We start from the raw sequence: 23,004 nt of genomic DNA, 5'->3' as shown, positions 1-23,004 counted from the left end.
ATGGGCAACGATGGCCACGCGCCGAGAATGCCAGTACCGCAGCGGTGCAGGCAGCTTGGCGCGCGGCTGCGCGCCGACGACGGAGCAGCCGCAGTCGAGTACATGATCATCGCCCCGGTGGTGCTCGCCCTGTTGTTCTTGGCGATCCAGATCGCCGAGTATTCCTACGCGCGATCGATCGCACTGACCGCGGCGCAGCAGGGCGTCGACGCCGGCCGGGCCTACACCGGGGGCCCGGGCGGGGCATTTGAGGCAGCCAGCGATTTTGTCGACCAGGCCGCCGGTAGCAGCCTTTCAGATGCCAACGTCCGGGTGAACGCCGGACCCGAGCAGGTCACCGTGACCGTGACCGGCATGAGTCCGTCCTTGGTGCCTTGGATCCCCGGTTGGAATGTCAGCCAAACCGCCACCGGGCCTGTCGAACGGTTCACTCGATGAGCAGCATTAGCGCTCGGTGGCGTGCGCTGCGGTCCGCCGATGACGGGTCGGCGGCGCTGGAGACGGTGATCCTCGCCCCGCCCTTGCTGGCCTTCCTCGCGCTCGCCGTCATTGGCATGCGCATCGAGGTCGCCGCCGGCGCGATCGAGACCGCAGCACACAATGCAGCGCGCGCCGCGTCGATCTCGCGTTCGGCGGCTGAAGCGCAGGCTAACGCCGAGGCCACCGCGAACGAGTCCCTGTCCAACCAGGGGCTGTCGTGCGACCCGGTGGTCGTGGTTAACACCGCTCAGTTCGCGCGGCAGGTCGGAACGCCTGCGGCCGTCAGTGTCGATATCACCTGCAGGGTGAGCTTCGCGGACATCGCGGCGCCTGGCATGCCGGGGGCGAGAACGGTTGAGGCATCCTTCACCTCGCCCATCGACTGGTACCGGGCAAGATCCCTCGCGTTCGGGATTACCGAATCGGGCTCTGCTGCAAGTCTGAGCGCGGGTGGCCTGTGATGAGCCCGGGCTCCCACCGGCGCTCCGGAGGGCCCCGATGAACAGGGTGATTGCGGCATCTCAAGACAGCCTGGCCAAGAAGAACCTCAAAATTCTTGAAGCGCCGAGGAGACGCCGCCTGTGTGCCGTTGCCCGCGATGACGGGCGGGTCGCCCTGCTCGTCCTGGTGCTGGCGTTCGGCGTACTCGTGATGATCGGACTAGCGGTGGATGGCGGCGGCAAGATGCGTGCCCTCAAGCGGGCCGACTCCATCGCGATGGAGGCGGCACGGGCGGCAGGTCAGTCGATCCAGCTTCAGCTCGCCGTGCCGGGCGGCGAGAAGATCGTCGATCCCGCAGCGGCCATCGCGGCCGGTGAGAGCTACCTCGCGGCCGCCGGGGCGGACGGCGAGGTAGCTCCCAGCGCGGACGGGCAGAGCGTGACGGTAACCGTCACCATCACCTACCAGACTCAGATGTTGTCGCTGATCGGTATAGGCGAGCTCCCCGTGACTGGGCAAAGCACGGCGCAGCTGCTCACCGGGTGAAGGGTCCAGCGGGTGCGCCCGGTTCACTGCGCGCGCGGATCGGTGATGGGATAAGGGTTTTCGCGCTTGGCGAGAGAGGAGGTGCGTGATGCGAGGCCCCGTCCGTAGCGCTGGCCAGATCGCGTCTGGCGTCGCAGCACTGGTCACGCTGTTAGGACTGCTGGTCGGTATTCCAATCGCGCTGGTGCAGCTCGCCGCCATGCCGGACCGGCTTCCCACCCTGGCCGAAGCAGGCCAGGCAATGATCAGACCAGACGAGAGCGGCGCCCTGTTCATCGCGGCGGTCGCGGTCGTCGGCTGGCTGGCCTGGCTGTCGTTCGCCGTGTCGGTGGTCAGGGAGGTTGTGGCGCACGTACGCGGCCGAGTCGCCCGTCGCCTACCTGTGCTGGGACCCCAGCAGCGAGTGGCGGCTGTGCTGGTCGCAGCCGTCAGCCTGCTGGTGGCCGGGCCGGCCATCTCCGCCACCGCAGCGCCGGCGCCCGCCACCGCAACGCCGTCGTCGGCGGCGGTCGTCTCGGTCGACCTCACGGCCAACACGGGGACCGTGCTGATCAGTGCCGACCCCAATGCCCGCGCTGAGTCACCTGACGGCGACGAGTACCGCGTCGCGAAGGGTGATTACCTTGGCGGCATCGCGGACCGGTACCTTGGCGACTTCGATCGCTACCCGGAACTCGCCCGCCTCAACGACCTGCGGAATCCGGACCTAATCCGTTCGGGCCAGGTTATTGAGCTCCCGAAGGGCGCCGTCGAGCGGGGAGCACGACCACACGCGACCGGCAAACTCGTCGACCGTGATCCGGCGGTGGACCAGCCCGCTGTCCCCGCAGACGACCCCGAGGTGGCCAGCGCCGCCGCAGACGATGGTGCAGGGCCTGGACCTACGCGGACGGCCGCGCCGACATCCACTCCAGCGAGCGCAGGCTCCGGGGCGGCGACCGACCCTGTCGCCCCGAGTCCAAATGCGACGGGCGCGGCGGCCGAGCCAACGTCAACCCCGAGTACCGCACCCGCGAGCCCGACGCCTAGGCCAAGGGTGCAGTCTGCTCTCACCGATGACCAATCCGAGACAGGCGGCGACGCTCGCGACACCACACTTCTGCTGGGCGTGCCGCTTATCAGCGCAGGCCTGCTCGCGGCGCTAACTCTCACCACGCTGCGGCGGCGACGCCGCCGCCAGGAGCAGCACCGCCCGGTCGGCCGGCGGCTGCCCGAGCCCGTTAGGCCGGAGGTGGAGGAGGAACTGCGGGTGGTCGCGCAACCGATCGCGGTGGACCGGCTCGACCGGGCGCTGCGAGTCCTCGCCAAGGCGCTGGTCGATCGTCCCGCCGAGCAGATGCCCGACATCGTCGGCGCGTGGCTGACCGGCGATACGGTCAACCTCCTTCTCACCAGGGCCTGCCCGAACCCGACCGCGCCGTGGATCGGTGACGAGACGACATGGACGCTGCCCGGTGACGTGGAGCTCCTGGACGTCGACGGCCAGATCGCGCCGCTGCCGACCCTGGTCACGGTCGCATCCCGCCCCGGGGTCCACTTGCTGCTCGACCTGGAGCGACTCGGGGTCGTGTCCATCACCGGTCATCCCGAGCGCAGCGCCGACCTCCTGCGCTACCTCGCTGCTGAACTCTCCTGCAACACCTGGAGCGACCATGTCGAGGTCACCGTCGCAGGATTCGACGCCACCGAGACGGGCGAATTCATCGCCCTGGCTGGCGACCGAGTCAATGCCGCTCCGAGCGTCGCGGTCGCTATCGACCGGATCCGTCGACGCGCCTCCCAGGTCGTGCAGTCACTCGACCATCTCGGGGCCGACGACCCGCTCTCCGGCAGAGTCGCGGACATCGCCGCCGATGCGTGGATGCCGCACGTCCTCCTGGCGCACAAGCCGGACCCGGACGAGATCGCCGCACTCCAGGCCTTGGACGACGATCTCACCGCTGCGGGTCGCTGCGCTGTTGCTGTCGCTGTCGTAACTGACGGAGAGGTCGGGCGCTGGCCGGTCTCGATCGACGCCAACGGCCGTTTGACGGTCGAGTTTCTTGGCCTGAGCGGCAGCGATGCCAGCCTCATCGCTGCCCGACTGCCCCGCGGCGAACTGGGCGACCTCGCCAACCTTCTCACCACCGCCCGGCAGGGCACCCGCAACGCCGACCCAACGCCGGCCGCGGCGGTCGATGACGACTGGCCGCTGGTCCCGCCCGCGCCGGAGCCGGAGGTTTGGGCCGAGGGCGCCGACGCCGCCGGCGGCCTGCTCGACGAGCCGCACGCGCCCACTGCGACCGAGGACCGCGATGCATCCGTACCGAACCGGGCCGACCAACCCGACGAACCTGCCTCCGGTGAGACTGTCGCCGCGGTTCTGTCCGCTGGCCTCGGCCCCGTGCCCGACTCCGCCGACGTCAACGCGGCGGGAGCCGACGCGGCCAAGGTACCGGCTATCGTCGCCCTGCCATCCCTACCCCTGCGCACACGCCGACGCGTGACGTCGCCGATCCGGCGTCGGCACAACGACCCGAGTCTGGACGCCGACGTGCGCCGGTGGATCGAAGGCGACCCCACAAGCCCGCGTATCGCGATCCTCGGACCAGTCACCGTCGAGGCCCCCGGGCGCGTCCCATCCGAGCGTGTCCGTTTCTACGCCGAAATCATCACCTACCTGGCGGCCCGCGGCGAGCGCGGCGCCACGACTGACGCGTTCGACGACGCGCTATGGCCCGGCCAGCACGTCAAACCGGCCAGCAGGCGGGTCGACGTGTCGCGCGCACGGCGCTGGCTCGGCCAGACCGATGATGGCGAGCCGTGGCTGCCCGATGCCACCGCCGACCGCCGGTACCGTCTGCGCGAGGGCTACCTACTCGACTGGCACCTGTTCCGGCGCCTGCGCAGCCGAGGCGAGAGCCGAGGCCCAGCCGGCGCCCGAGATCTGCGTCAAGCACTCGCCCTGATCCGCGGTGCGCCCCTCGCCGGCGCAGACATCGCCTACTCGGCAGTTGCCCGAAACCCGTACACCTGGCTACCCACCTCTGACATCCAGCCGCATCACCTGACCTCCGGGGTGGTGGACACCGCCCACCGCCTGGTCGACCTGTGCCTGGACGGCGGCGACATCACCGGCGCCCGGTGGGCGGTCGACCAGGCGTGGCTGGCCGATCCGGACCGGACCAGCGACATCACCTGGCGGGACCTCCTGCGGGTGGCCAACGCAGAGCGGAACATTGCCGAGCTCGAGCAGATCCTCGGCGACCTCATCCGCGTGCGGGAAGCCGAGGTCCCGGAGGACCTGGACAAGGACACCTACCAACTCCTGTGCGAGCTGATGCCCGAGCGCATGCACGTCGGCGTCCGGTAACCCAAAGAGCCAGCGGGGACCCGCTCAACGCGCTTGTTCCGCGCCGCGCCAAAGTGCTATCGTGTCGTTACCCCGCCAGGGTTTATGCCCTGGCCCGACGGCCCCCTTGCGGGGCCGTTTTTCCTTGCACCAACCCTGCGTGTAGAACGCCCGAGCCGCTGCTTGGCGCCGTCTACCTCGGGTATCTAGGCTTGCGCGTCCGGGGGTGGCGCGAATGGCACTGGAAGATGGAAATGTTCGGATGGCCGAGCGAAGGGCCAGGTTGCCGGCATCGTGGTGGCTGGTGGCGGCGATCACGCCACCGTTGCGGGCGGCGGTAGCGTTCTTCGCGGTCCCGGTCGGCGAACCTTGGCGCCGCTCCTGCGACCACTGCGCGCACCCGCTGGCGTACCCGTGGCGATCGACCGCGTTCCTTCCCTCGGCCCGCTGCCCCTCCTGTCGGGAGCGGGTCGGCGCGCCAGCCGGATCGGTGGAGTTGGCCGCGTTGGCGGCTGGCATCGTCCTGTACGTCTCTCATCGTGCGGGGTGGGAGCTTGCGGCCTACGTCTGGTTCGCGGGCCTCGGCGTGATGCTGGCCTCGGTTGACGGTGTCGTGCGTCGATTGCCGAATGTCCTGACGGGGCTGACTGCGGGCGGGTTGTTAGCCGCGCTTGGTGTCGTGGCGCTCGTCGAGGATCGTGGTGCCGACTGGATACGGGGGACGCTGGCCGGCGTGCTCGTCACGGCTGTCTTCGGTCTGGTCGCGCTGGTGCGGCCAAGGATGATGGGGTGGGGCGACGTCAAGCTCGCCTTCTCCACCGGGCTCGTCACCGGTTGGGTGAGTTGGACAGCCGTGTACGCCGGCGTGTGGCTGGCGTTCCTGCTGGCTGCAGTGTGGGCGTTGGCTCGGCGGCGCCATCGCGGCGACCAGGTCATTCTCGGGCCGGGCCTCGTTGCCGGCGCATTGATCGCGGCCAGTCTGCTGCCCTGACCGTTGGGCGGGGCGCCCAGCCTGCCGGCCGGGGCGACGCCGGGTTGCCGCCTTTCTGTGGCCGTCGGGCCATGAGGTGATGACGCTCAGACATTCGGCCCACTCCGTCCGACCGCTGTCGATGCGCAACTCGAGTGCGCGCCGAGTTGCCGGGCTGGCGTGACCGGCCCGGAGGGCACGGCCGTGGCGGTGTCCAGCCGCGCCAGCCGCGACGGGGTCGCCGGCGCTGCTGGAGCATCGGCAAGGGCTGGATGTTCCAGGCCAGGCGCGGGCGGCTGCGGCTGTCCGCCGCGGCGGCGGCTGATCGCGCTGCGTATGTCGGTCCAGCTCATCCCGTTGGGACGCCGTTCGCTTCGGCTAGGTCGGTAGAGCGGGTCGATCATCTCGCCCTGTTCGGCTAATGCCATGGCTTGGTCGTAGTCCTCCTGCTTGAACGCCGCCAGCGCCTGTCGGGAGAAGTCTTCTGCCTGTGCTTGCCGTCCGAGGCGGCGCTGTTCCCGCTCATCATGGGTGCGGTGCAGCACGGTGGTGTCGGAGTCGATCACCGCCGCGACGGCTTCCCAGATGAGGTCCCGACCGTGCACGGCCTCCAGCTCCTCGAGGTGTCCGTCGGCGATGTGGCGGGGCACATCGGAGCGCGGCAACGCGAGCGGGCCGCCGTAGTAGCCGGCGGCGTGGTCGGCCACGGCGTTGCGGATGATGGCCTGTTCCCGGGCGGTGAGTTCGACGGGTTCGCCGTTCGGTTCCTCGGGGTTGCGGTCGCCGTGGTCGGGCTGTTCTGCTGGCCCGTCCGAGTGGGGGTTCGTTTCACCGGCCTGGTTGGCCGGTTGGTCTCGCTGGGAAGCGGCGGGTGGGGCGACCGGATCAGGACCGGCTTCGGCCAGCTTGTGGCTGCGTTCGGGCAGCGTGCGTCCGCCGCGGAGGTACACCTTGCCGTCGAGTCCGACCCGGTCGACGGTGACTTCCCTGCCGGATAGCACAACGCGGTCACCGGGATTGAGGTTCGTGGCGAAGACGCCTTTGCCGACCATCGAGGCGTTGCTGGTGAAGGGCTTCGGGCCGGCGGTGATCCGGCCCAGGATGACCTTGGCCGCGTGGACGTGGTTCGCGGTCACGCCTCGTATCGTCGTGCCCATGCTGGTGCGGTTGTGTGGGATCGTCCGGGTGGCGCCGCTGTCCGCGATCGCCTGTAGGTCGGCCTCGATTGCGTCGCGGTGTACCGGCTCCAGCGCCGCGTACTCGGCCGCCGACATCCGTCCGTAGGCATCCACCCTGGCGGAGTCCTTCCGATGCGACGTACTCCCGGCGCTCGCCAGTGCTTCCGCCTGGGCCTCGCTGTGCCCAGCATCGACACCCGTCCAGCGGTCGAGTTGCCGACGTGCGGCGGACCGTTGGCGCGGTTCGCCGGACGCCATGATGCCCTGCAGGTCGGCGAGCAACCCGTTGCGCACCTCATCGGGCAACCCGGCCACCTCGCTGGCCGGAATCTGCCAATAGACGCTCAGCCTCGACTCCGGACGGCTGTACGGTGTTTGCGCCTGCGCCAGGGTGCTAGCGGCGTACCGCTGCATCGTGGTCATTCCAGCTACTGCTTCAGTTGGGGCAACGAGTTCTACGAGCGGTGGCGCGACGGGCACCGCTGGCGGTTCATCGTTGTCGGGGCCGTCAGACGCTGGCTCGCCGACCCCGGGCGCCTCGAGCGTGGGTTCGTCGGATTGCTCCGCCGCTGCAGCCGCCTCAGTTACCCAGATCCGGTATGCGGGCCACTCGTCGACGTGGCTGTAGAGCGGCTCGGCCTCGTCGATGATGTTCAGGGCTTCCTCGAAGCGTCCTTCCTCGACCGCCCGGGCGGCGCGCTCGGCTAGCGAGTCGGAGGCGGCCCGGTCTCGGGCGTCCAGGTCCTCGGGGCGCAGCGGCGTTGCCGTCAGGATTTCGCGGTGAGCGTCGAGGTACTCCTTCATCCAACGGCGTTCCGCCTCGCTGACCCGCTCCTCAATGTGCCCGTCGATGACATAGCGCACGACTGACCCGTCGCCGAGGTAACCCTTGGTTGTGGTGCTGGTGTAGCGGGGGCCGAAGTCGTCGAGCGCCTTCGCCAGGCGGGCCTGGCGAGCAGCGCTGACCTCTTCGTCCGGCGCCGTAGGCTCGTTGGTCAGACTCGCCTCCGTCCCGGCATCGTCGGCCAGGGCAGCCGACGGCTCGGTGGCCTGAGATTCGTGTTCTGCCGTGCTCTGAGCCGCTGACGCTGACCAATCGGCGGCCAGGCGGCCGGCGGCGATGGCCTCGTCGATCCGTCGCTGCTGGAAGACTGGCCGGGCCCTGCCTTCCCAGGATCCGTAGCGGCCGCCGAACAGCCACCACGCGACCTCTCCCCCGATCTGCTCCGGGCATCCCTCGACTCGCCACAGTTCGTTGTGCGGCCCGTCGATGACCTGGACCGCGAGCCCGAGCACCGATCGGGCGGCGAGGATCTGCTGTTCCTGGGGCATCCGCGTCCATGGCTCGGCCTCGCCGGCCGGTTTGCCTTCCGGCGGCTGCAGGACGATCAACCGGCCGTCCACATCGGTCTGGACAGTGGTCGCCTCGGGGCCGTCGGGAAGGTCAGCCAGCCGCACCACTACGGCCCGGTCGTCGCCCCGGCCGCGGATGCCGCCGCGCCAGGGCTTAGCGTCCAGCACGTATCCTTCGCCGGTGATCGGCTGGCCGTTGCCGTCGACGCCGTGCACCTGGCCGTAGGTGCCGGTCGCCACGGCGGTGAGCAGCACTGCCGGCTGGTTGTCGTCTGTTCGGGTGACGGGGTTCGCGGGCATCCGGGCGGCGACGCGTTGCAGGAGGCGGGCCTCCGCGCTGCTGTCGAACAGCGACTCCTGAGTTGCCGCGGCGGCGGGTGCGGCCGGGCTCGGGCGGGGAGCGTTGGCCGGCTGCGGATCAAGGACGTCCGACTCACTGGCCTGGACGATCGGCGCCGCCGCTGCCGCGAGCGGGTTGGATTCTGGGCCCTGACTTGTCGTGGTGGCGGGCACCGTGTGCACCTCGCGGCGCGCCGGTCGCTTGCTGAGGGCATCGGTGAGCTCGGGTGGGAGGTCACGGATCCAGGACAGTCCGCCGAGCTCCACCGTCTCGCGGGCCCTCGTGGCCGCGACGTACGCCAGCCGCAGTTCCTCGGGGTCAGGCAGGCGCACCTTGCCGGTGCTCTGGTCCTCTTCCGGCGCTGGGAAGTCCTCGGCGATCCGAACTCGTGGCCACTCCCGCCCTTTGCTCTTGTGCACCGTCGAGACGATCACGTCGTACGCCGGTGTGCCGTCCGCCCGGGTCGCCTCTTCCGGGACCAGGTCGCCAGCCATCTGGATGAGCTGGGCGGCGCCGCGCCGGTCGATGAGGCGAACGAAAGCTCGCAGCGACTGGGCGTTCTCGTCGTTCTCGACGTACTCCTGGACGGCGTCCCAGTCGGGAAACCGCGACAACTCGGGGTGCGTGGTGCGGCGCCCGTTTTGCAGGTTCTGGGCGGCCTTGGCGATGTCGCGGATCTCGCGGCCGCCGCCGGCGAGGGCGACCTGGCGGCCGTCGTCGAAGGCGTCGAACACCGCGGCGACTGCGCCGGCGTTGGTCCGGGCGAGTACCGCGTCGGGCTGGTCGACGAACCCGACCGTGCTGGTCATGCCAGGGTTGCCGGTCAGCAGGTACGGCGACTTGAGCAGCCGGAGGAAGTCGTTGCCGACTGCGGCGATCTGCGGGCCGAAGCGCCAACTCTGAGTCAGTGGCAGCGTGATGTCGCCGGGCCAGCGGCTCAGCGCGTCGATCGCGCCTCTAAACCCGTAGATCGACTGGTTGGAGTCGCCCACCACGACGGTCGGAACCGGCTGGTCCTGGATGACCTTGCGCAGTACGTCGTTGATGTCCTGGGCCTCGTCGAAGAAGATCACCTCGTAGGGCATCCGGGGGTTGCCCAGTGCCCAGATCTTCAGGTAGTCGTCGTGCTCGAACAGCAGCTCGCCGTCGGGATCGGTGATGTCCGCCCAGGCGCGACGCGCGTACTCGAGGATCCTGTCGCCGAGCGGGCCGGCGCCCGGTTCACGCAGGTTCCCCGGCAGGTGCTGAGGGCCGAGGGTGCCGGCCGCGCTCTCCCGGAAATTCTTGATGGTGGCCATCACCATGTGGGCCTGTGATTCGGCCTCGACCACGTCGTCGCCCTGTGGGATGTCCCGGATGTCGAGGATCCGCGCCCAGTCCTCCGGCCAACGAGCGCCCTGGTTGACGCGCGCCACCTTGTTCCGCAGCGGGCTGGTTCGCAGGCCTGCGCGGGCGAACCCGTGGCTGGTGTCGGCGACCACGTTGCCCGGGAATTTCGCGGCGGCCTCGTCGGCGATGGGCCGGTTGAACGCGATGTACGCGATGCGCGCGGGCCGGGCGGCGGCGAGCATCTGCAGGGTGCTGGTCTTGCCAGTGCCGGCCAGAGCCTGGACCACGATGTTCTGTCCGGCAAGGTAGGCGTCGATGATGCGCTGTTGCTGGGCTGTGGGCGGAAACTTGGCCGCGGTCGCCAGCTTGACGGCGCCTGATTCGGTCTTGGCCCTGGCGGCCAGCCAGCGCTGGACATCGGCGACCGCGGCGTCACGGTCGGCCCAGCGACCGGTGTAACGCCACTGACCGCCCCGGTACTGGAAACGGTGCTGTTTCAGTAGGCCGCGCAGGCCTTCCTCGCGGGGGTGCCCGGTGGTGCCGGTGACGACCGTGGGAGGCCCGACCTTGATCTTGATTTGGTCGACCCACGTGGGCGTCGGACTCGGCGGGGACGGCTCGGCTTCGTCGCCGGGCATCACAGACTCGGCCGCCAGGTCGCCAGGAGCAGGAGGTTCGACTGGGGTGGCCGGCTCGACCGCGACGGCCGGCGGGATGACGGCCGGGTCGAGCGCGAAGCCCTTCTCACGTGCGGCCTCCGCGGCGAGGTCGACGCTCGCGGCGTAACGACCGCCCTCGTGCTCCCGGGCCGGGCCGTCGGTCTTGTGCAGCTCGCCGCGCTCGACCGTGACCGCGACCGGCCAGGCAGCCAGCACGAACCCGACGACACCCTCCGACTCGATCACCAGGACGTCGCCGTCTCTGATGTCCTCGCGGCGCTGCGAGTTCGTGTCGTCGTACGCCTCGATGGTCGTGGCGAAGGTGTGAACGGCCGGGCCGGTGGCCGGCTCCTCAACCACCGGAGCAGCTGTCTCGACCGGCCCGTCGCTCACACGGGTCGGCTCGGCGTCCATCGCCGGTTCTCGCCCGTCGGCGGCTACCGCGTCGGCGTTGTGCTCAGTTCGTGGCGCCGGCGGCGGTGCTTCTGGGGTGGGTGTCGATTCCTCCGGCGCGTCCGCGGGTTCGTCAGCAGGCGTGAGGGTCGGCTCGGTGTCAGCTCGCCACCCGGGAAGGTTCAGTTCACGCGCTGGTCTGGGGGTCCAGTGGAGGTCGCGCTCGATAATGAGCAGGCCCTTGTTGATCCGCTCGAGTTCAGGCAGGTCGATGTAGCCCCATTCGGCCATGTCAGTGTCGCCGCCGACGCAGGAGTACCCGAAGCCCTCCCCTGTGGCCGGGTCGTATTCGACGAGCCAGAAGTCGTTGCTGCCACCGAAGTAGTGCAGGTGGACGACCTTGTCGCCGTCGGCCAGCTTCTCGGTGGCGTACAGCGGCGGAATGGTGGCCGCGAGTTTGGCGGGCGGGTAGAAGGGGTGCCCTCGGCGCCGCCGATGCGTCTCTTCCAGTGCCGGCGCGCTCGTCTGCGGCGGTGTTGGCCGGGCTGCGGCCCTGCCGACCGGCACGCTTTCAGACGCTGCGGTCGGCTGCGGGTCCGAGGGGGCGCCTGAGTGTTCGGCCCGGATCTCGCCGGCAGGTGGCGCCGATGCGGGCGTTGCCCGGGTATCCGCTGCGGGAGCGGTGGGCGGCGTGGCGCGAACTCGGTCGTAGAGCGCCCTCCCGGCGGTGGCCAGGAAGGCCGGCCGGAACGGCGCGTCGTCGCTGGGGGACGCGAAGTACAGCCGTCCCAGATCGGTCATGCCGCTGTCGACGGCATCCATCATCAGATCGTCGAGATGGGTTTTCACGACCAGCGCGAAGTTGTCGTACGCGTTGGCTCGGGCCGCGTCCACGACCTGTTGGTTGGTGACGACCTGGTCGAGCTTTTCGGTGATCCACTCCCGATCCGCATCGGTCAGGACGGGGTCGGCCAGAACCTGCGGCAGCGACGGTGGGGCGCTGGCCGCTGCCTCGGTGTTCGCGTGGCTGGCGTTCTCGCCCGACCGGTCCATGCCCGGCCCGGTTCTCGGTGCCGTCGGCTGGTGGCGGGGGCCTGGCGATGTGCCCGGCCCGCCTCCGCGGCCATACACCGCCGATCCGCGGGCGCCGACACCTGGCCCGTAAGCGCGCCCGGCATCCTCCGCAGGTTCCTCGGATGCCTGTTCCTCGCCGTCGCTGTCATCGTCGCTGTCGTCGCCTGGAGCCGAGTTGGCCTCTGCCTCCGACGCGGCCGCGAAGGCGACGACCTCGATGTCGAGTTGGCGGAACCGGGCTCGCGCCTCATCCAGCGCGGCCGCGTGCCGGAACGGCTTGGCCAGGTCGTCCTCGGCGCGGCGGATCTCGGCTTCGTACCGCGTGATGTTGGCCTCGGCGTCAGACCGCACCGCTTCCAGTCTGCCCAGCCGGTTCTCGAGTCGGGCGACGATGTCGCCCTTCTTGAGGGCATCCTGTGTGATGTTCATGCCGGAGGAAGGGACGTCGGTGAGCTGCAGATATACCGCGTCCTCGTAATGGATGAGTTCCTTGCGGCCATCCCCAACGACAATCTTCGTCACGGTCGCGGTGATGGCGAAACCGCTGATCTCTCCGATCTCGACCGCCGGTCCCGACCGGCTGCGGGGATCGGCGAGGACCAGTCCCAGCACGTTCCTGAGCCGCTCGTTGGCCTCGCCTCGCTTCGTGTATCGGGTGCCGCGCACGGTGATGGCGAACGCGTCGCCGCGGGTGTCTACTCGCCGTTCGATCGCCGCGTCGACCTCGGTGATCGTCGCTCGACTGATGACGATGTCCTGCCGGTTCTTGGTGATAGTCCAGCGGAGTTGGGACTGGGAGCGGTGGTAGCCGCGCTCGAGGCGGTCGAGCCGTGTCAGTTCGACCTTCGCCTTGGCGTGGTCGACCAGGAGCGGGTTGCCGGTGGAGGCGGCCTTCATTTCCTCGTAGGACAGGGTGACGTCGCCGATGTCCTCGGTGCGGGGGCCGGCGCGCCCGGTCAGGACGCGCTCGGCGAGGGTGGCCTTGTAGGCGACCTTCTGCCATTTGAAGGCGTCCAGGGACCGCTCGGTGACGTACCGCTCGATGCGGATTTCCTCGTTCTGGTTACCCCGCCGGTCGATGCGGCCCTCACGCTGCTCGAGATCACATGGCCGGTACGGGGTGTCCAGGTGGTGCAGGACGAGCATCCGGTCCTGAGCGTTGACGCCGGTGCCGCCCTTCTCTGTGGACGAGATGAGCACGGCGGTGCGGCCGTCGCGGCAACTCGCGAACAGCTCGGCCCGGGCCCGGTCGTCCTCCGCCTCGTGGATGAACCGGATTGCCTCACGGGGGACGCCGCGGTCAACGAGCTTCTGCCGCAGCGCGCCGTACGCCGTCCACCGCGTGGGGTCTTTCTTGCTCGGGGTTCCGAGGTCGCAGAAGACCTGCTGCAGGGCGCCGGGGTTCGGGTGCGGCTCACCGTCGGGCCCGAGGTAGATCCGGTCCTTGTTGGCGTGGTAGTAGCCGGCCACCCGGTCGGCGGCCACGTCGAGTTTCTGAATCTCGTCGGTGGTCAGTCCGACCAGCCGTAGGTCAAGAGCCGCCGCCGACCCTTCGGCGACGATCTTCAGGATGTTGTCGTCGCCTTTTTCCGGTCGCTTGCCCTTGAGCTTGGCCGCGCGGTCGACCAGCTCGGCGACCTTCTCCAGCAGTGCGTCGCTGGGCGGCACGACCACCATCTCAGGCAGCCGCTGCCCGTCGGCGCGCAACGCCAGTGGCGGGCGCGCCAGGTTGAGGTCGTCCTTGGTCTTGACGTCGGCGAACACGTGCAGCGACGTGACCAGCTTGTCGAGGTTGACGAAGTCCAGGCGGGTCTTGTTGCGTAGTCCACCGCCGTCCGGCGTGACCTCGATGATCACCTTGCCTTCGGCGTAGGTGGCCAGCCACGAGTCGACGTCGATGATGCCCTGCTGTTCCATCAGGTCCGGGCGCAGGAAACGGAACTCGGTGTACATCTCGACGATCGAGTTGGCCAGCGGAGTACCGGTGGCCCGGGTGCCCCAGCGCGGGTTGTGGTCGCGCAGCCACCCGAGCTTCATGTCCATCTGGGTGGCCCGCTGGCTTCCCTTGATCGACATCCCGGGGACGTTGGAGACGGTCCGCAGGTTTTTGTCGCGGTGGGACTCGTCTCGGAAGATGTAGTCGATGCCGGTGAGCTCCCACCAGATCCCGGCGTCCTTGTCGTTGTCGAGCCGCTCCTCCAGTCGCTGCTCGCGGTTGGCCTTCTTGGTTTCCAGCCGCTTGAGGGTAAGCTCTTGGCCGTTCTCGCGGGCCTCGCTGATCTGCGCGTCGAGTTGGGCCATCTGCTCATCGATGTACGCCTGTTCGGCTTCCGCGCTCATCGGCAGCATCTCGAAGGCGCTCTCGGTGAGGATCACCGCGTCCCAGTCGCCGGTGGCCATCCGCGCGACCATCAGCCGGCGGCGGTCCTTCTCCAGATCCTCGGTCGATGCGGCGAGGATCTTGGCCTGGGGGTACAGGCGCAGGAACTCGCGAGTCCACTGGTCGAGCAGCTGGTTGGGCACGACCACCACGGGCTTGCGGACCAAGCCGAGGCGACGTAGCTCCATCGCGCCCATGATCATGGTGGCGGTCTTGCCGGCGCCGACGGCGTGGTAGAGGCCTACGGCCGGCTCGTGGATGATGCGGGCGACGCCGGCGACCTGGTGCGCGTCGGGCTTGAACGCGTGCGCCAGTCCGGGCAGGGACAGCTTCAGGTCGTCGTAGTTGCGCAGGACGTACCGCTGGAAGATGTCGTTGTAGCGGGCTACGAGCGTGGCGGCCCGGGTCGGGTCCTCCCAGACCCAGTCGGCGAACCGCTCCCGCATCTCGACGGCTTTCTCCGTGGCCGCCATGACCGCGTCGAGGTTGACCACGGTCCGCTTGGGATTGCGGCTGACGGTGTCCTTGATGACGAACTCGCGCTGCTCCAGGATGTGTTGGGCGATCTCGGCGGCCGATCTGCGGTCGGTGCCCCAGGTGGAGCGGGCCAGCACCGAGTTGTTGTTGTCGGAGTGGACGGTCCACATCCCGCCGCCGCCGTGCTCGACCTTGACGGTCGGGTCTTCGAGGATCTCCTGCAGGAACTGCTGGACGTACTCGTCACCGATCCAGGGGGCGCCCATCTTGACCGCGCCGGTGTCACTGATCTCCCCCGCGGTCAGGTCGGGCGGCACGACGTCGGTCAAAGCCTGGACGTTGACCGCGTACCGCTCGTCCTCGTCGGCGGCGTTGCGCGCGGTGGCGAGTTTGGTCTTGACGTCGCCGGACAGGTACGCCGCGGCCGGCTCGAGCCGGTTGGTGGCCGGATCGTCGTAGACCAGGGTCCCGAGGGCGCGGCGGGCCTCGTCCTCGTCGACGCCGAGCAGCCATGCCACCGTCGCCAGCCGCACCTCGCCGTACTCATCGAGGCAGATCGCCAAGGCGTCCGCCGGGGTGTCGGCGCCCAGGCGCGGCGGCCGCGGCGACACCACGCGCTGGCGGAAGATGTCGGCCTTCTCGCCGGTCTGCGTCTCCTCGTTGAAGACCTCCAACGCCCGCACGACCGGCGCGAACGGGTCATGCCGAAAGCCGCCCTGCGGAGGCCGCTTGCGGTTCATCAGCTGCTCGCCGGTCTCCTCGTCGAGCGCCGGCACCATCTTCCCGGTGTCTTTGTCCTTGCGCCGTCGCGGCGAGTCTGTGAACCGGTTGATCGGCCCGAACCTGGCCTGGTAGACGTCGTAGCGGTAGTTGAGGAGGCCCCGGAGCCGGTCGATCTGCGGGGTGTCGTCCAGCGACGCGGCTTCGGCTTCGAGTAGGCTCACGGCGGTGTCGCGCAGCCCGATCAGGGCCCGCAGTTCAGCGGACTGGGTCTTCGCCGGGGCGTAGGACTCCCACGCGCCGTCGTCGAGCCGGCTGAAGGTGCCGTCGTCGTTGGCGCGCAGGTAGCCGTCGGGACGGGTAACGGAGTCGGGAAGCTGGGCGGCGGCGCGCACCTCTACGGGCGCGCTGGAGCCAGGGCTCATGGTCAGGTCGGTGTCGCTGGCCTGCTCGGCGATCTGCGCCAGCGCGTCGCGCAGTTGGAACGGTGCCGTCGCCGGGTCGCCGCTAACGGCAACCTCGTCGCGCCGGTACAGGCCGTCGCCGACCACGATGCGACCCAGGATTCGCTCGGGGTGGTCAGTGAAGTACGAATTGATGCGCACGGTGGTGCCGTCGACGTCGAGCGGGTTGGTGTATTCCCAGTCGAATGGCGCCGCTGACCGGTCGGCTTCCCGGCGACGGAACACCAGCACGTCGGTCAGCGCGTCGGTGCCGGCGGCCCGAGCGTGGGCTTTGCTCGGCAGCCGGACGGCGCCGACCAGATCGCCCATCTGCTGCATCTCCCGGCGGGCGCCTGGGTTTGCGGCGTCCATGGTGTACGCCGAGGTGATCACCGCGACGAGACCACCCGGGCGGGTGGCCCTGAGCGCCTTGAGGATGAAGTGGTTGTGGATGGAGTGGTTGCCGAGGTTGTCGCGCTTGTCGTGCAGCCGCACGTCGCCGAACGGCACGTTGCCCACCACGGCGTCGAAGCTGCCGGTGGTCACGCGGGTGTCGGCGAAACTCTCGGCCAGGACGCGGGCCCGCGGGTGGAGCGCGGCGGCGATCGCCGCGGTGGTCGGATCGAGCTCAACGCCGGTGATCTCGGCCGCGTCCGGGGCAGCGGCGATGAAGTTGCCGGCGCCGCAGCCGGGTTCGAGCACCTGACCGCCTGCGAAGCCGAGGCGGGCCATGCCGTCCCAGACGGCTTGGACCAGGGCAAGGTCGGTGTAGTGGGCGTTGATGACGGTGCGTCGGGCAGCGGCGAGCTCACGCTCGTCGAGGAACTCACCCAACGTTTCGCGGACCCACGCGAACTTCTCGTTGTCCGGATCGAGCGCGGCGGGAACGGCGCCCCATCCCGACCAGCGGCCCAACACCGACTGCTCCTCGGCGGTGGCCGGCCGCTGATCGGCCTGAATGGCCCGCAGGGTCCGCAGGGCGGCGAGATTGGCTCGAATACGAGCCATCTCGCCCGACGGGGCTAGGTCGTCTTGGCTCCTGGGCCGGAACCCGGGGACGGCTGCAGGGACATGCTGGTCTGCGACGAGGCCTGGCGCCGGGGCGCCGCTCGAGGGCCCCATGCCCGCCCCCGCGTCGGGCGCGAGTCTGATGGCCGGATCGGTCCAGTCGGCGATCGTGGGTTCGGGGCTGGGGAGTAACGCCGGCGTGAGCGCGGAGTCGATGGCCGGTGAGGTGAGCGGCGCGACCGCCGGGTCGACGCGATAGAGCCTGGCGTGTGGCCGGCACACGGTGACCTGGTCGCCCGTGGGCAGGGTGAGCTGCAGCGTGGCCCGGTTGGTGCAGTGCGTACAGGAATGCGGGTTGGGATGAGGCAGTCGCTGTTCCGCGACAGCCGCGATTAACTCACGGTCGCTTCGTCCGTCTGAGCTGCCGTCGTCTCCGGCTGGGGCAGCATCTCCCGGAGCACCTCCATCTCGGCTTCCTGCCTGGCTCCGTTCAGCCGGCCGAGGTTGGCCATGAAGTCCCCTGTCGACGGGGTCCGGTTGGCGATCGCGTCCGCCAATTCGTCGATCTGCTGGGCTAGCGCCTCCCCCATCTCCTCGAAGAAACTCGTCGGGTTCGCGATCTGGGCGTACTGGGTCGGCAGGTGCTGCTGCCAGTACGTCTGCGCCCTGCGGCCGTACTGATTCATCCGGTTCTGGTTTCCTCTCCGCTCGGTGCAGTTGCTCGGGTTCGGCTCCCCACAGGAAGTCCAGTGAGAGCTGGTTCGGATTCTCCTCCCGGCGGCGCCGTGCCATTACAGAGCGCCCTTCATACTCGTGGTCTTCGACGCCCGTGTCGGGTCGGCTCGCCGACTGGACTTCAGGGGGTTGGTGGCGCCGGCGATCCAGGGCGTGGACGCGGCGGTCCGATTGGCGTCGATGAGGACGGCGGCCGCCCATTCAGCGGCGGTCAGGTCCGCCACGCGGACCCGGCCCAGGGCGCGGAGTCCGACGCCGATCCTGAAGTCAATGAGGATGTCGGTGGCGGCGGTGGCGATGCCCGCAAGAGCGCCGGCACGCAGCGCCTGTGTCCACACGACGCTGCTGCACGAGGACAATGCCGGGTTCGGATGGGGGTCGGTGGTGGCCTCGGCTGCGGCAAGGATGGCGGCTGGCGTGGGCGCGATGAGCGGGGTGCACCGCTCGGCCACCTCGGCTGCAGCGTCGACGAGTGCGGCGGCGCACCGGCGTGGCTCGCCGGCCGGGGTTTGCGGGGCAGCCGCGCGGGCGGATGTGTGAACCTGCCGGGTGACGCAGTGGTGTCCGGCGCGGTAGCCGGTGGTGTAGCCCACCGCCCAGATCGTGTCGACGGCCAGGATAAACCGGTCCGATGGCGCGAGGTACGAACGGCGTGACCAGTTGCCGGCCGCCACGGCGCGGGCGGTGGCGTATGCCGTGGGGAAGGTTTGCGTTGCCGTCATTGGTGTCACTCCTGCCGGCGTAGCTAGGGACAACGGGGTGGTCGTCATGGCCGCAGTCCGGCCTTGCGGAGGAAGGTGATCGGGTTTTCGGCGTTGTCGTTGCTCGCCGGTGGTGCGCTGTGGTGGACCTCGAAATGCAGATGTGGTCCCGATGAGTGGCCGGTGGAGCCGACCCAGGCGATGATTTGCCCGGCGGCGACCCGCTGGCCCTCGCGGACGTTGAGCCGCACGGCGTGGCAGTAGCGGGTGACGATCCGGCCGGCGTGGCCGAGGTTGATGCGCAGCCCGCAGCCGGGCAGGTTGAGGCTGCCGGGACGGTCGCAGTAGGCGCTGGTGCAGCCGGCGTCGAGAACGGTGCCGGCGGCGGCGGCGTAGATCGGGGTGCCGGTCTTGGCCATCAGGTCGACGCCGGCGTGCAGCCTGCCCCAGCGGTTGCCGAAGCCGCTGCCGACGCTGTAGGTGCCGGGCTTGAGGGGAAGGGTCCAGCCGCCCGGGCCGACCGGTACTCCACCAGCGTTGGGCGCGCCGTATTTCGCGAGTCGCTCACGGACCTTGCCCGGGTAGTCGTGAGCGAGGCCGGCGGCAGGCACGCCCCCGGCGGCGAGCACGCAGCCGCGGCCGCAGAAGTAGCTGGCCCAGGCCAAGTCGAGAAGGTCCCCGCGCAGGTGCTGCGCCTCCACGTTCTGGCTGGCCCATTCGGCCAGGTCGCACATGAGGTGCCCCATCGCGAGGATCGCGTCCTCGGCGTCGAAGGGGGAGTTTCGTCCGTCCTGGTCCCGGTCCCCGCCCCAGCTGGCCCAGGTGCCTTGCTGGAACTGCGCGATGCCCATGGCGTCGCCGCCGCGGCTGGCCGGGTTGTGGGCGACGGCGTCGCGGTTCCAGCCGGACTCGAGGTCAATCTGCGCGGCGATCTCGCCCGGGCCGAGCTCTGGGCACAGCGCGCCCGCCTTCAGCACCCAGCTCAGGTACTGAGGTGGGACCGGGGCGTCCGGTCGTAGGGGCGTGCCCTGGGTTGGCGGTGGTGTGGCCGTCAGGCCGCCACCGACCGCGCCGCCGATGACGAGCAGGCCCGAGCTGCAGACCATGACCACCACCAGCGCGCCGATGGCGAGGAGCATCAGGCCCCGCGGTGGGCCGGCCTCGCGGTCGCCGCTCATTGAACTGCCTGACCGAGGTCGTCAAGGTCGTAGTGGGCGACCCGCCAGCCGCCCTCGTCACGGTGCAACACGCAGAAGACGACCCAGGTCTCGGCGGGGCCGTACCATCCGTCGGCGCCGACCGGGGTGAAGGTGACCCGGGCCGCTCGGTAGGCGTCGACGGGCCCGTCTGCGGGTTGCTCATCGGCGTCGATCACGTTTGCGGCCGTCGGGTCGGTCACGGCGCGGTGGCTCTGCCAGGTCGACCACTGGGCGTCGGATCGGTCCGGCTGGGCATCGACGGCGGAGGCCAGCCGTCCTGTCGCGTACGCCATGGCCCGCTGGTGCGCGGCCCGGGCGCTCGCGTCGATACCGGTGTCGTGGCGGTACAACGCGCCCGCGAACCGCAGGCACACCTGCGTCGGGTCGCCGTAGTCGGCGCCGGGGTCGATCGGTGGGCTTACTAACGGCGTTGGCGACGGATCGGTCGCGGCCGTTGGCGGACGGTCGTCGACGCCGCCGGGACCGAGCACCAGCGCCATCGCCGCGACGACGACCACCACCGCGGTCGCGACCGCGGCCGTGACCGCGGCCGTGCGGGGCAGCGCGCGCATACCTACCTCCTTGCAAGGTCGTGATCGCCTCACGAAACCCGGCAAGGGTGGGCGGCAGCGCTACCCGCAACGCCATCAGCGCCAGCACCTACGTCGTCGCCAACTCCCCCGCTATCGACCAGCGGACATCGTCCAGGTCACGGGCTCGCCGCAGGACGGGCCAGCTACCCGGATTGAAGGAGTGCGAGATGCTGATCGCCCACATTGTCGACGCGGCACAGGCCTATCTGGCCGCGCCGGACCCCGGCGAGGCCCCCAACCCAGCGCCCGCCGAGATTCCAGGGCTGGGTCCGGTCGCCGACATGTTCCTCGGCTGGGGCAAATGGGCGCTGCTCGTCGGTGGCGTGCTGGGCATGTTCATCTGCGGCGGCATGATGATCCTCGGCCGACGTAACCGGTCCGCCACGGCGGTGGACGGCGCCACCGGCATCCCCTGGGTCCTCGGCGGGCTGACCATCGCCGCGATCGGGGCGACCGTCGTATCCACAGTGCTGTGACGCGATGACCGACGACATCGCACTGCGTGCCCGCCGCCGCACCCGCGCCATCGGGGTCGTGGCCAGCATCGTGCTGCTGACTATCACCGCCGGCGTGACCGGGCTGGTCGTCGCGCTGAATGGTCGAACCGGGGCGCCGGCCGCGGGTCAGGGCGGTCCCGGCACGGCCGGCCCCGGCGCACCGCACGTCACGACGGAACCGGCAGACCCGGTGCCGCTGTCGACGGCACCGTCCAGCACGGTGGCCTGGACCACGGTCGCGGGGGCCGGCGTGCCGGTCTCCGCGACCGCCGGCCCGGCCGACAGCGCGGGCGGCCGGGCACGCGGCTTCGCCCGGACACCATTTGGCGCGGTCCTCGCCGCGGCGCACATCAGCGTGCGGCTGAGCCCGCAGGCCGGCCCCGCGGTGTTCGAGCCGACCCTGCGCGACCAGGTCGTCGGCCCGGATGCCGCAGCCCTCGCGGACCGGGTAGAGGACGACTACCAGCAGGCGCGGGCACAGCTCGGGCTGCCACACGGCGAGCCAGCCGGCCGGCTCTACTCCACGATCCGCGGTTACCAGGTCGACGTCGAGTCCATCGACAGACCCACCGTACGGCTGCTCATCGAGGGCCCGGGCGCATCTGGCGGCTCCGTCTTGGTCTCGCTGGTCTCCGAACTGCAGTGGGTCGACGGCGACTGGGCGCTGGTCGCTCCGGCCGACGGCGACTGGTCGACGGAGACCTCGGTGGTCACCGACGCCGCAGGGTTCAAACGATTCGCGGACGGAGGCTGACATGTGCACCCCGTGGGACACGACGTGCATCGCCGCCGAGGTCGCCAACACCGTCGCCAACGGCATGTTCGCACAGGTGGGGCAGATGCTCGTCGCTGCGGCGCAGTGGCTGATCAACCTTTCCGCGAGCTGGTGGGTGATGGTGCCCTCGATCAGCTTGTACCCGGATCGCGGCAACACCGACCCCTACGCGGCCACGATCAGTTCGGTCGCGAACCTGCGGGCGCTCATCCTGCCGATCACCGTCATCATCGCGACCGGCGGCATGCTCTGGAACGGCCTGCTGATGGTGCTCTCACGCAAGCCGGCCCCGCTGGTCAACGTGCTGCGCGGCTTGTGGAACACCGCACTGTGGTCGGCCGTTGGGGTGTTCGGCACGAACCTGCTGCTTGCCGGCACCGATGGGTTCGCCACCTATGTGATCAACCTCGCGCTCGGCTCGGTCGGCGAGCCGAGCCTCGGCAAGCGACTCGGAGGTCTGCTCCTACCGGCGTTTCTCCCCGGCGGCCTGCCAGCCGGTGGCATGCCGATCGGGCTCGTCATCCTGATCAGCTTCATCGCGATGATCTGCGCCTTCATCCAGGCAATCCTCATGCTGTTCCGCGACGGCGCGGTCCTGATCCTCGCCGCGCTGACTCCGCTGGCCGCCTCCGGCAGCTTCACCAACGCCACAAACGGCTGGTTGCCCAAGGTCATGGCCTGGATGCTCACCTTGATCTTCTACAAGGACTTCGCCGCCGTCACCTACGCGGTGATGATCTGGATGACGGGCGAGAACAACTCCAATGACCCGCGCATTCTCCTGTTCGGCTTGGCGATGATGGTCGCCGCCCTGGTGGCGCTCCCGGTGCTGCTCAGGTTCTTCAACTGGACTGTCGGATCGCTCCAGAGCGGGGGCGGCGGGCTGGGCATGCTTGCCACTGCCGGCGCGGCCGGTATGCACGCCGCCGCCTCAATGCGCGGCTCTGGTGGTGGCTCGGGCGTCAATGAGCACGCCCGCTACCTCAGCGACACCTTCGACCGGGGCAATGGCTCGGGTCTCGGTCCGTCATCTGCCCCGAGCCCTGGCCCGGGGCCAATCTCTGGCACCGGCGGTGGGGCGAGACCGCCGGTGTTCCAGGGGGATGTCAGCTCCGGCAAGGTCGCCAGCGTCACGTCTGCCAGCGGCTCAGGCACGGCAGCCACGACCGGGGCCACGACGGGCGCCGCGGCTGCCGGCGCCGGCGCGGGAGCGAGCACTGGCGCCGCGACCAGCGCGGGTGTCGCGGCTTCCGCCGCGACGGGCCCGGCGGCCCCCATCGTCGCCGGCGCGGTCGTCGCGGTCGGCGCGGCCGCCAAGACATCTCGCGCCGCCGCCGACAGCGCCGCTGGCGCGATGTCCACCTCCACGAAGGACGGGTGAG

The 23,004-nt window shown here is 69.9% G+C and carries 13 protein-coding genes; 8 read left to right on the top strand and 5 right to left on the bottom strand.

The window, feature by feature from the left end; translation table 11 throughout:
* The 5 genes from Asi02nite_RS18585 (at position 1) to Asi02nite_RS18565 (ending at position 5,789) form a co-directional block, all read left to right on the top strand.
* On the top strand, positions 1-438 hold the full coding sequence (locus Asi02nite_RS18585) for a TadE/TadG family type IV pilus assembly protein (RefSeq protein ID WP_203714620.1): 438 nt from the start codon (positions 1-3) through the stop codon (positions 436-438).
* Entirely contained in the window at positions 435-941 is a 507-nt protein-coding gene (locus tag Asi02nite_RS18580; RefSeq protein WP_089255387.1) for a hypothetical protein, read from the top strand. The genes Asi02nite_RS18585 and Asi02nite_RS18580 overlap by 4 nt, the downstream gene beginning before the upstream one ends.
* Positions 942-978: 37 nt before the next feature.
* On the top strand, positions 979-1,467 hold the full coding sequence (locus Asi02nite_RS18575) for a pilus assembly protein TadG-related protein (protein ID WP_203714619.1): 489 nt from the start codon (positions 979-981) through the stop codon (positions 1,465-1,467).
* 88 nt (positions 1,468-1,555) lie between these two features.
* Entirely contained in the window at positions 1,556-4,819 is a 3,264-nt protein-coding gene (locus tag Asi02nite_RS18570; protein ID WP_203714618.1) for a LysM peptidoglycan-binding domain-containing protein, read from the top strand.
* Positions 4,820-5,033: 214 nt separating this feature from the next.
* Positions 5,034-5,789, top strand: coding sequence for a prepilin peptidase (locus tag Asi02nite_RS18565; RefSeq protein ID WP_089255385.1), 756 nt, complete (start codon positions 5,034-5,036; stop codon positions 5,787-5,789).
* A gap of 86 nt (positions 5,790-5,875) precedes the next feature.
* Here the strand turns inward: Asi02nite_RS18565 and Asi02nite_RS18560 are convergent, their stop codons facing one another.
* From Asi02nite_RS18560 to Asi02nite_RS18540, 5 genes are all read right to left on the bottom strand, one after another.
* Positions 5,876-17,122 (bottom strand): helicase-like domain-containing protein, encoded by an 11,247-nt coding sequence (locus Asi02nite_RS18560; protein ID WP_203714616.1) that lies wholly within the window; start codon positions 17,120-17,122, stop codon positions 5,876-5,878.
* A gap of 392 nt (positions 17,123-17,514) precedes the next feature.
* Entirely contained in the window at positions 17,515-17,808 is a 294-nt protein-coding gene (locus Asi02nite_RS18555) for a hypothetical protein (protein WP_089255383.1), read from the bottom strand.
* Positions 17,809-17,913: 105 nt separating this feature from the next.
* The gene (locus tag Asi02nite_RS18550; RefSeq protein ID WP_203714611.1) at positions 17,914-18,579 is read right to left on the bottom strand and encodes a hypothetical protein; all 666 of its coding nucleotides are present in this window, start codon (positions 18,577-18,579) and stop codon (positions 17,914-17,916) included.
* A 44-nt stretch (positions 18,580-18,623) separates the two neighbouring features.
* Positions 18,624-19,736 (bottom strand): peptidoglycan DD-metalloendopeptidase family protein, encoded by a 1,113-nt coding sequence (locus Asi02nite_RS18545; protein ID WP_203714610.1) that lies wholly within the window; start codon positions 19,734-19,736, stop codon positions 18,624-18,626.
* Positions 19,733-20,329 carry a hypothetical protein gene (locus Asi02nite_RS18540; protein WP_203714609.1) on the bottom strand — a complete coding sequence of 199 codons (597 nt, stop codon included), beginning with the start codon at positions 20,327-20,329 and terminating at the stop codon, positions 19,733-19,735. The genes Asi02nite_RS18545 and Asi02nite_RS18540 overlap by 4 nt, the downstream gene beginning before the upstream one ends.
* 188 nt (positions 20,330-20,517) lie before the next feature.
* Here Asi02nite_RS18540 and Asi02nite_RS18535 point away from each other — a divergent pair, with 188 nt between their 5' ends.
* From Asi02nite_RS18535 to Asi02nite_RS18525, 3 genes are read left to right on the top strand one after another with little or no spacing between them, the layout of a single operon-like run.
* Entirely contained in the window at positions 20,518-20,826 is a 309-nt protein-coding gene (locus Asi02nite_RS18535) for a hypothetical protein (protein ID WP_239126809.1), read from the top strand.
* Between the two features lie 4 nt (positions 20,827-20,830).
* Positions 20,831-21,601, top strand: coding sequence for a DUF8175 domain-containg protein (locus Asi02nite_RS18530; RefSeq protein WP_203714608.1), 771 nt, complete (start codon positions 20,831-20,833; stop codon positions 21,599-21,601).
* Position 21,602: 1 nt separating this feature from the next.
* Complete coding sequence (locus tag Asi02nite_RS18525; RefSeq protein ID WP_203714606.1) at positions 21,603-23,003, top strand: hypothetical protein; 1,401 nt, start codon at positions 21,603-21,605, stop codon at positions 23,001-23,003.
* The last annotated feature ends 1 nt before the right edge of the window (position 23,004 follow it).

The sequence above is a fragment of the Asanoa siamensis genome, from assembly GCF_016862555.1.
Classification (GTDB): Bacteria; Actinomycetota; Actinomycetes; order Mycobacteriales; family Micromonosporaceae; genus Asanoa; species Asanoa siamensis.
The sequence above is the reverse complement of the archived record's forward strand: the minus strand, read 5'-3'. Positions and strand labels throughout refer to the sequence as shown.

Bases quoted from the DNA above. Each gene is read 5' to 3' on its own strand.
- Asi02nite_RS18585 (WP_203714620.1), top strand. From the start codon at position 1: ATGGGCAACGATGGCCACGCGCCGAGAATGCCAGTACCGCAGCGGTGC.
- Asi02nite_RS18580 (WP_089255387.1), top strand. From the start codon at position 435: ATGAGCAGCATTAGCGCTCGGTGGCGTGCGCTGCGGTCCGCCGATGAC.
- Asi02nite_RS18575 (WP_203714619.1), top strand. From the start codon at position 979: ATGAACAGGGTGATTGCGGCATCTCAAGACAGCCTGGCCAAGAAGAAC.
- Asi02nite_RS18570 (WP_203714618.1), top strand. From the start codon at position 1,556: ATGCGAGGCCCCGTCCGTAGCGCTGGCCAGATCGCGTCTGGCGTCGCA.
- Asi02nite_RS18565 (WP_089255385.1), top strand. From the start codon at position 5,034: ATGGCACTGGAAGATGGAAATGTTCGGATGGCCGAGCGAAGGGCCAGG.
- Asi02nite_RS18560 (WP_203714616.1), bottom strand. From the start codon at position 17,122: ATGGCTCGTATTCGAGCCAATCTCGCCGCCCTGCGGACCCTGCGGGCC.
- Asi02nite_RS18555 (WP_089255383.1), bottom strand. From the start codon at position 17,808: ATGAATCAGTACGGCCGCAGGGCGCAGACGTACTGGCAGCAGCACCTG.
- Asi02nite_RS18550 (WP_203714611.1), bottom strand. From the start codon at position 18,579: ATGACGGCAACGCAAACCTTCCCCACGGCATACGCCACCGCCCGCGCC.
- Asi02nite_RS18545 (WP_203714610.1), bottom strand. From the start codon at position 19,736: ATGAGCGGCGACCGCGAGGCCGGCCCACCGCGGGGCCTGATGCTCCTC.
- Asi02nite_RS18540 (WP_203714609.1), bottom strand. From the start codon at position 20,329: ATGCGCGCGCTGCCCCGCACGGCCGCGGTCACGGCCGCGGTCGCGACC.
- Asi02nite_RS18535 (WP_239126809.1), top strand. From the start codon at position 20,518: ATGCTGATCGCCCACATTGTCGACGCGGCACAGGCCTATCTGGCCGCG.
- Asi02nite_RS18530 (WP_203714608.1), top strand. From the start codon at position 20,831: ATGACCGACGACATCGCACTGCGTGCCCGCCGCCGCACCCGCGCCATC.
- Asi02nite_RS18525 (WP_203714606.1), top strand. From the start codon at position 21,603: ATGTGCACCCCGTGGGACACGACGTGCATCGCCGCCGAGGTCGCCAAC.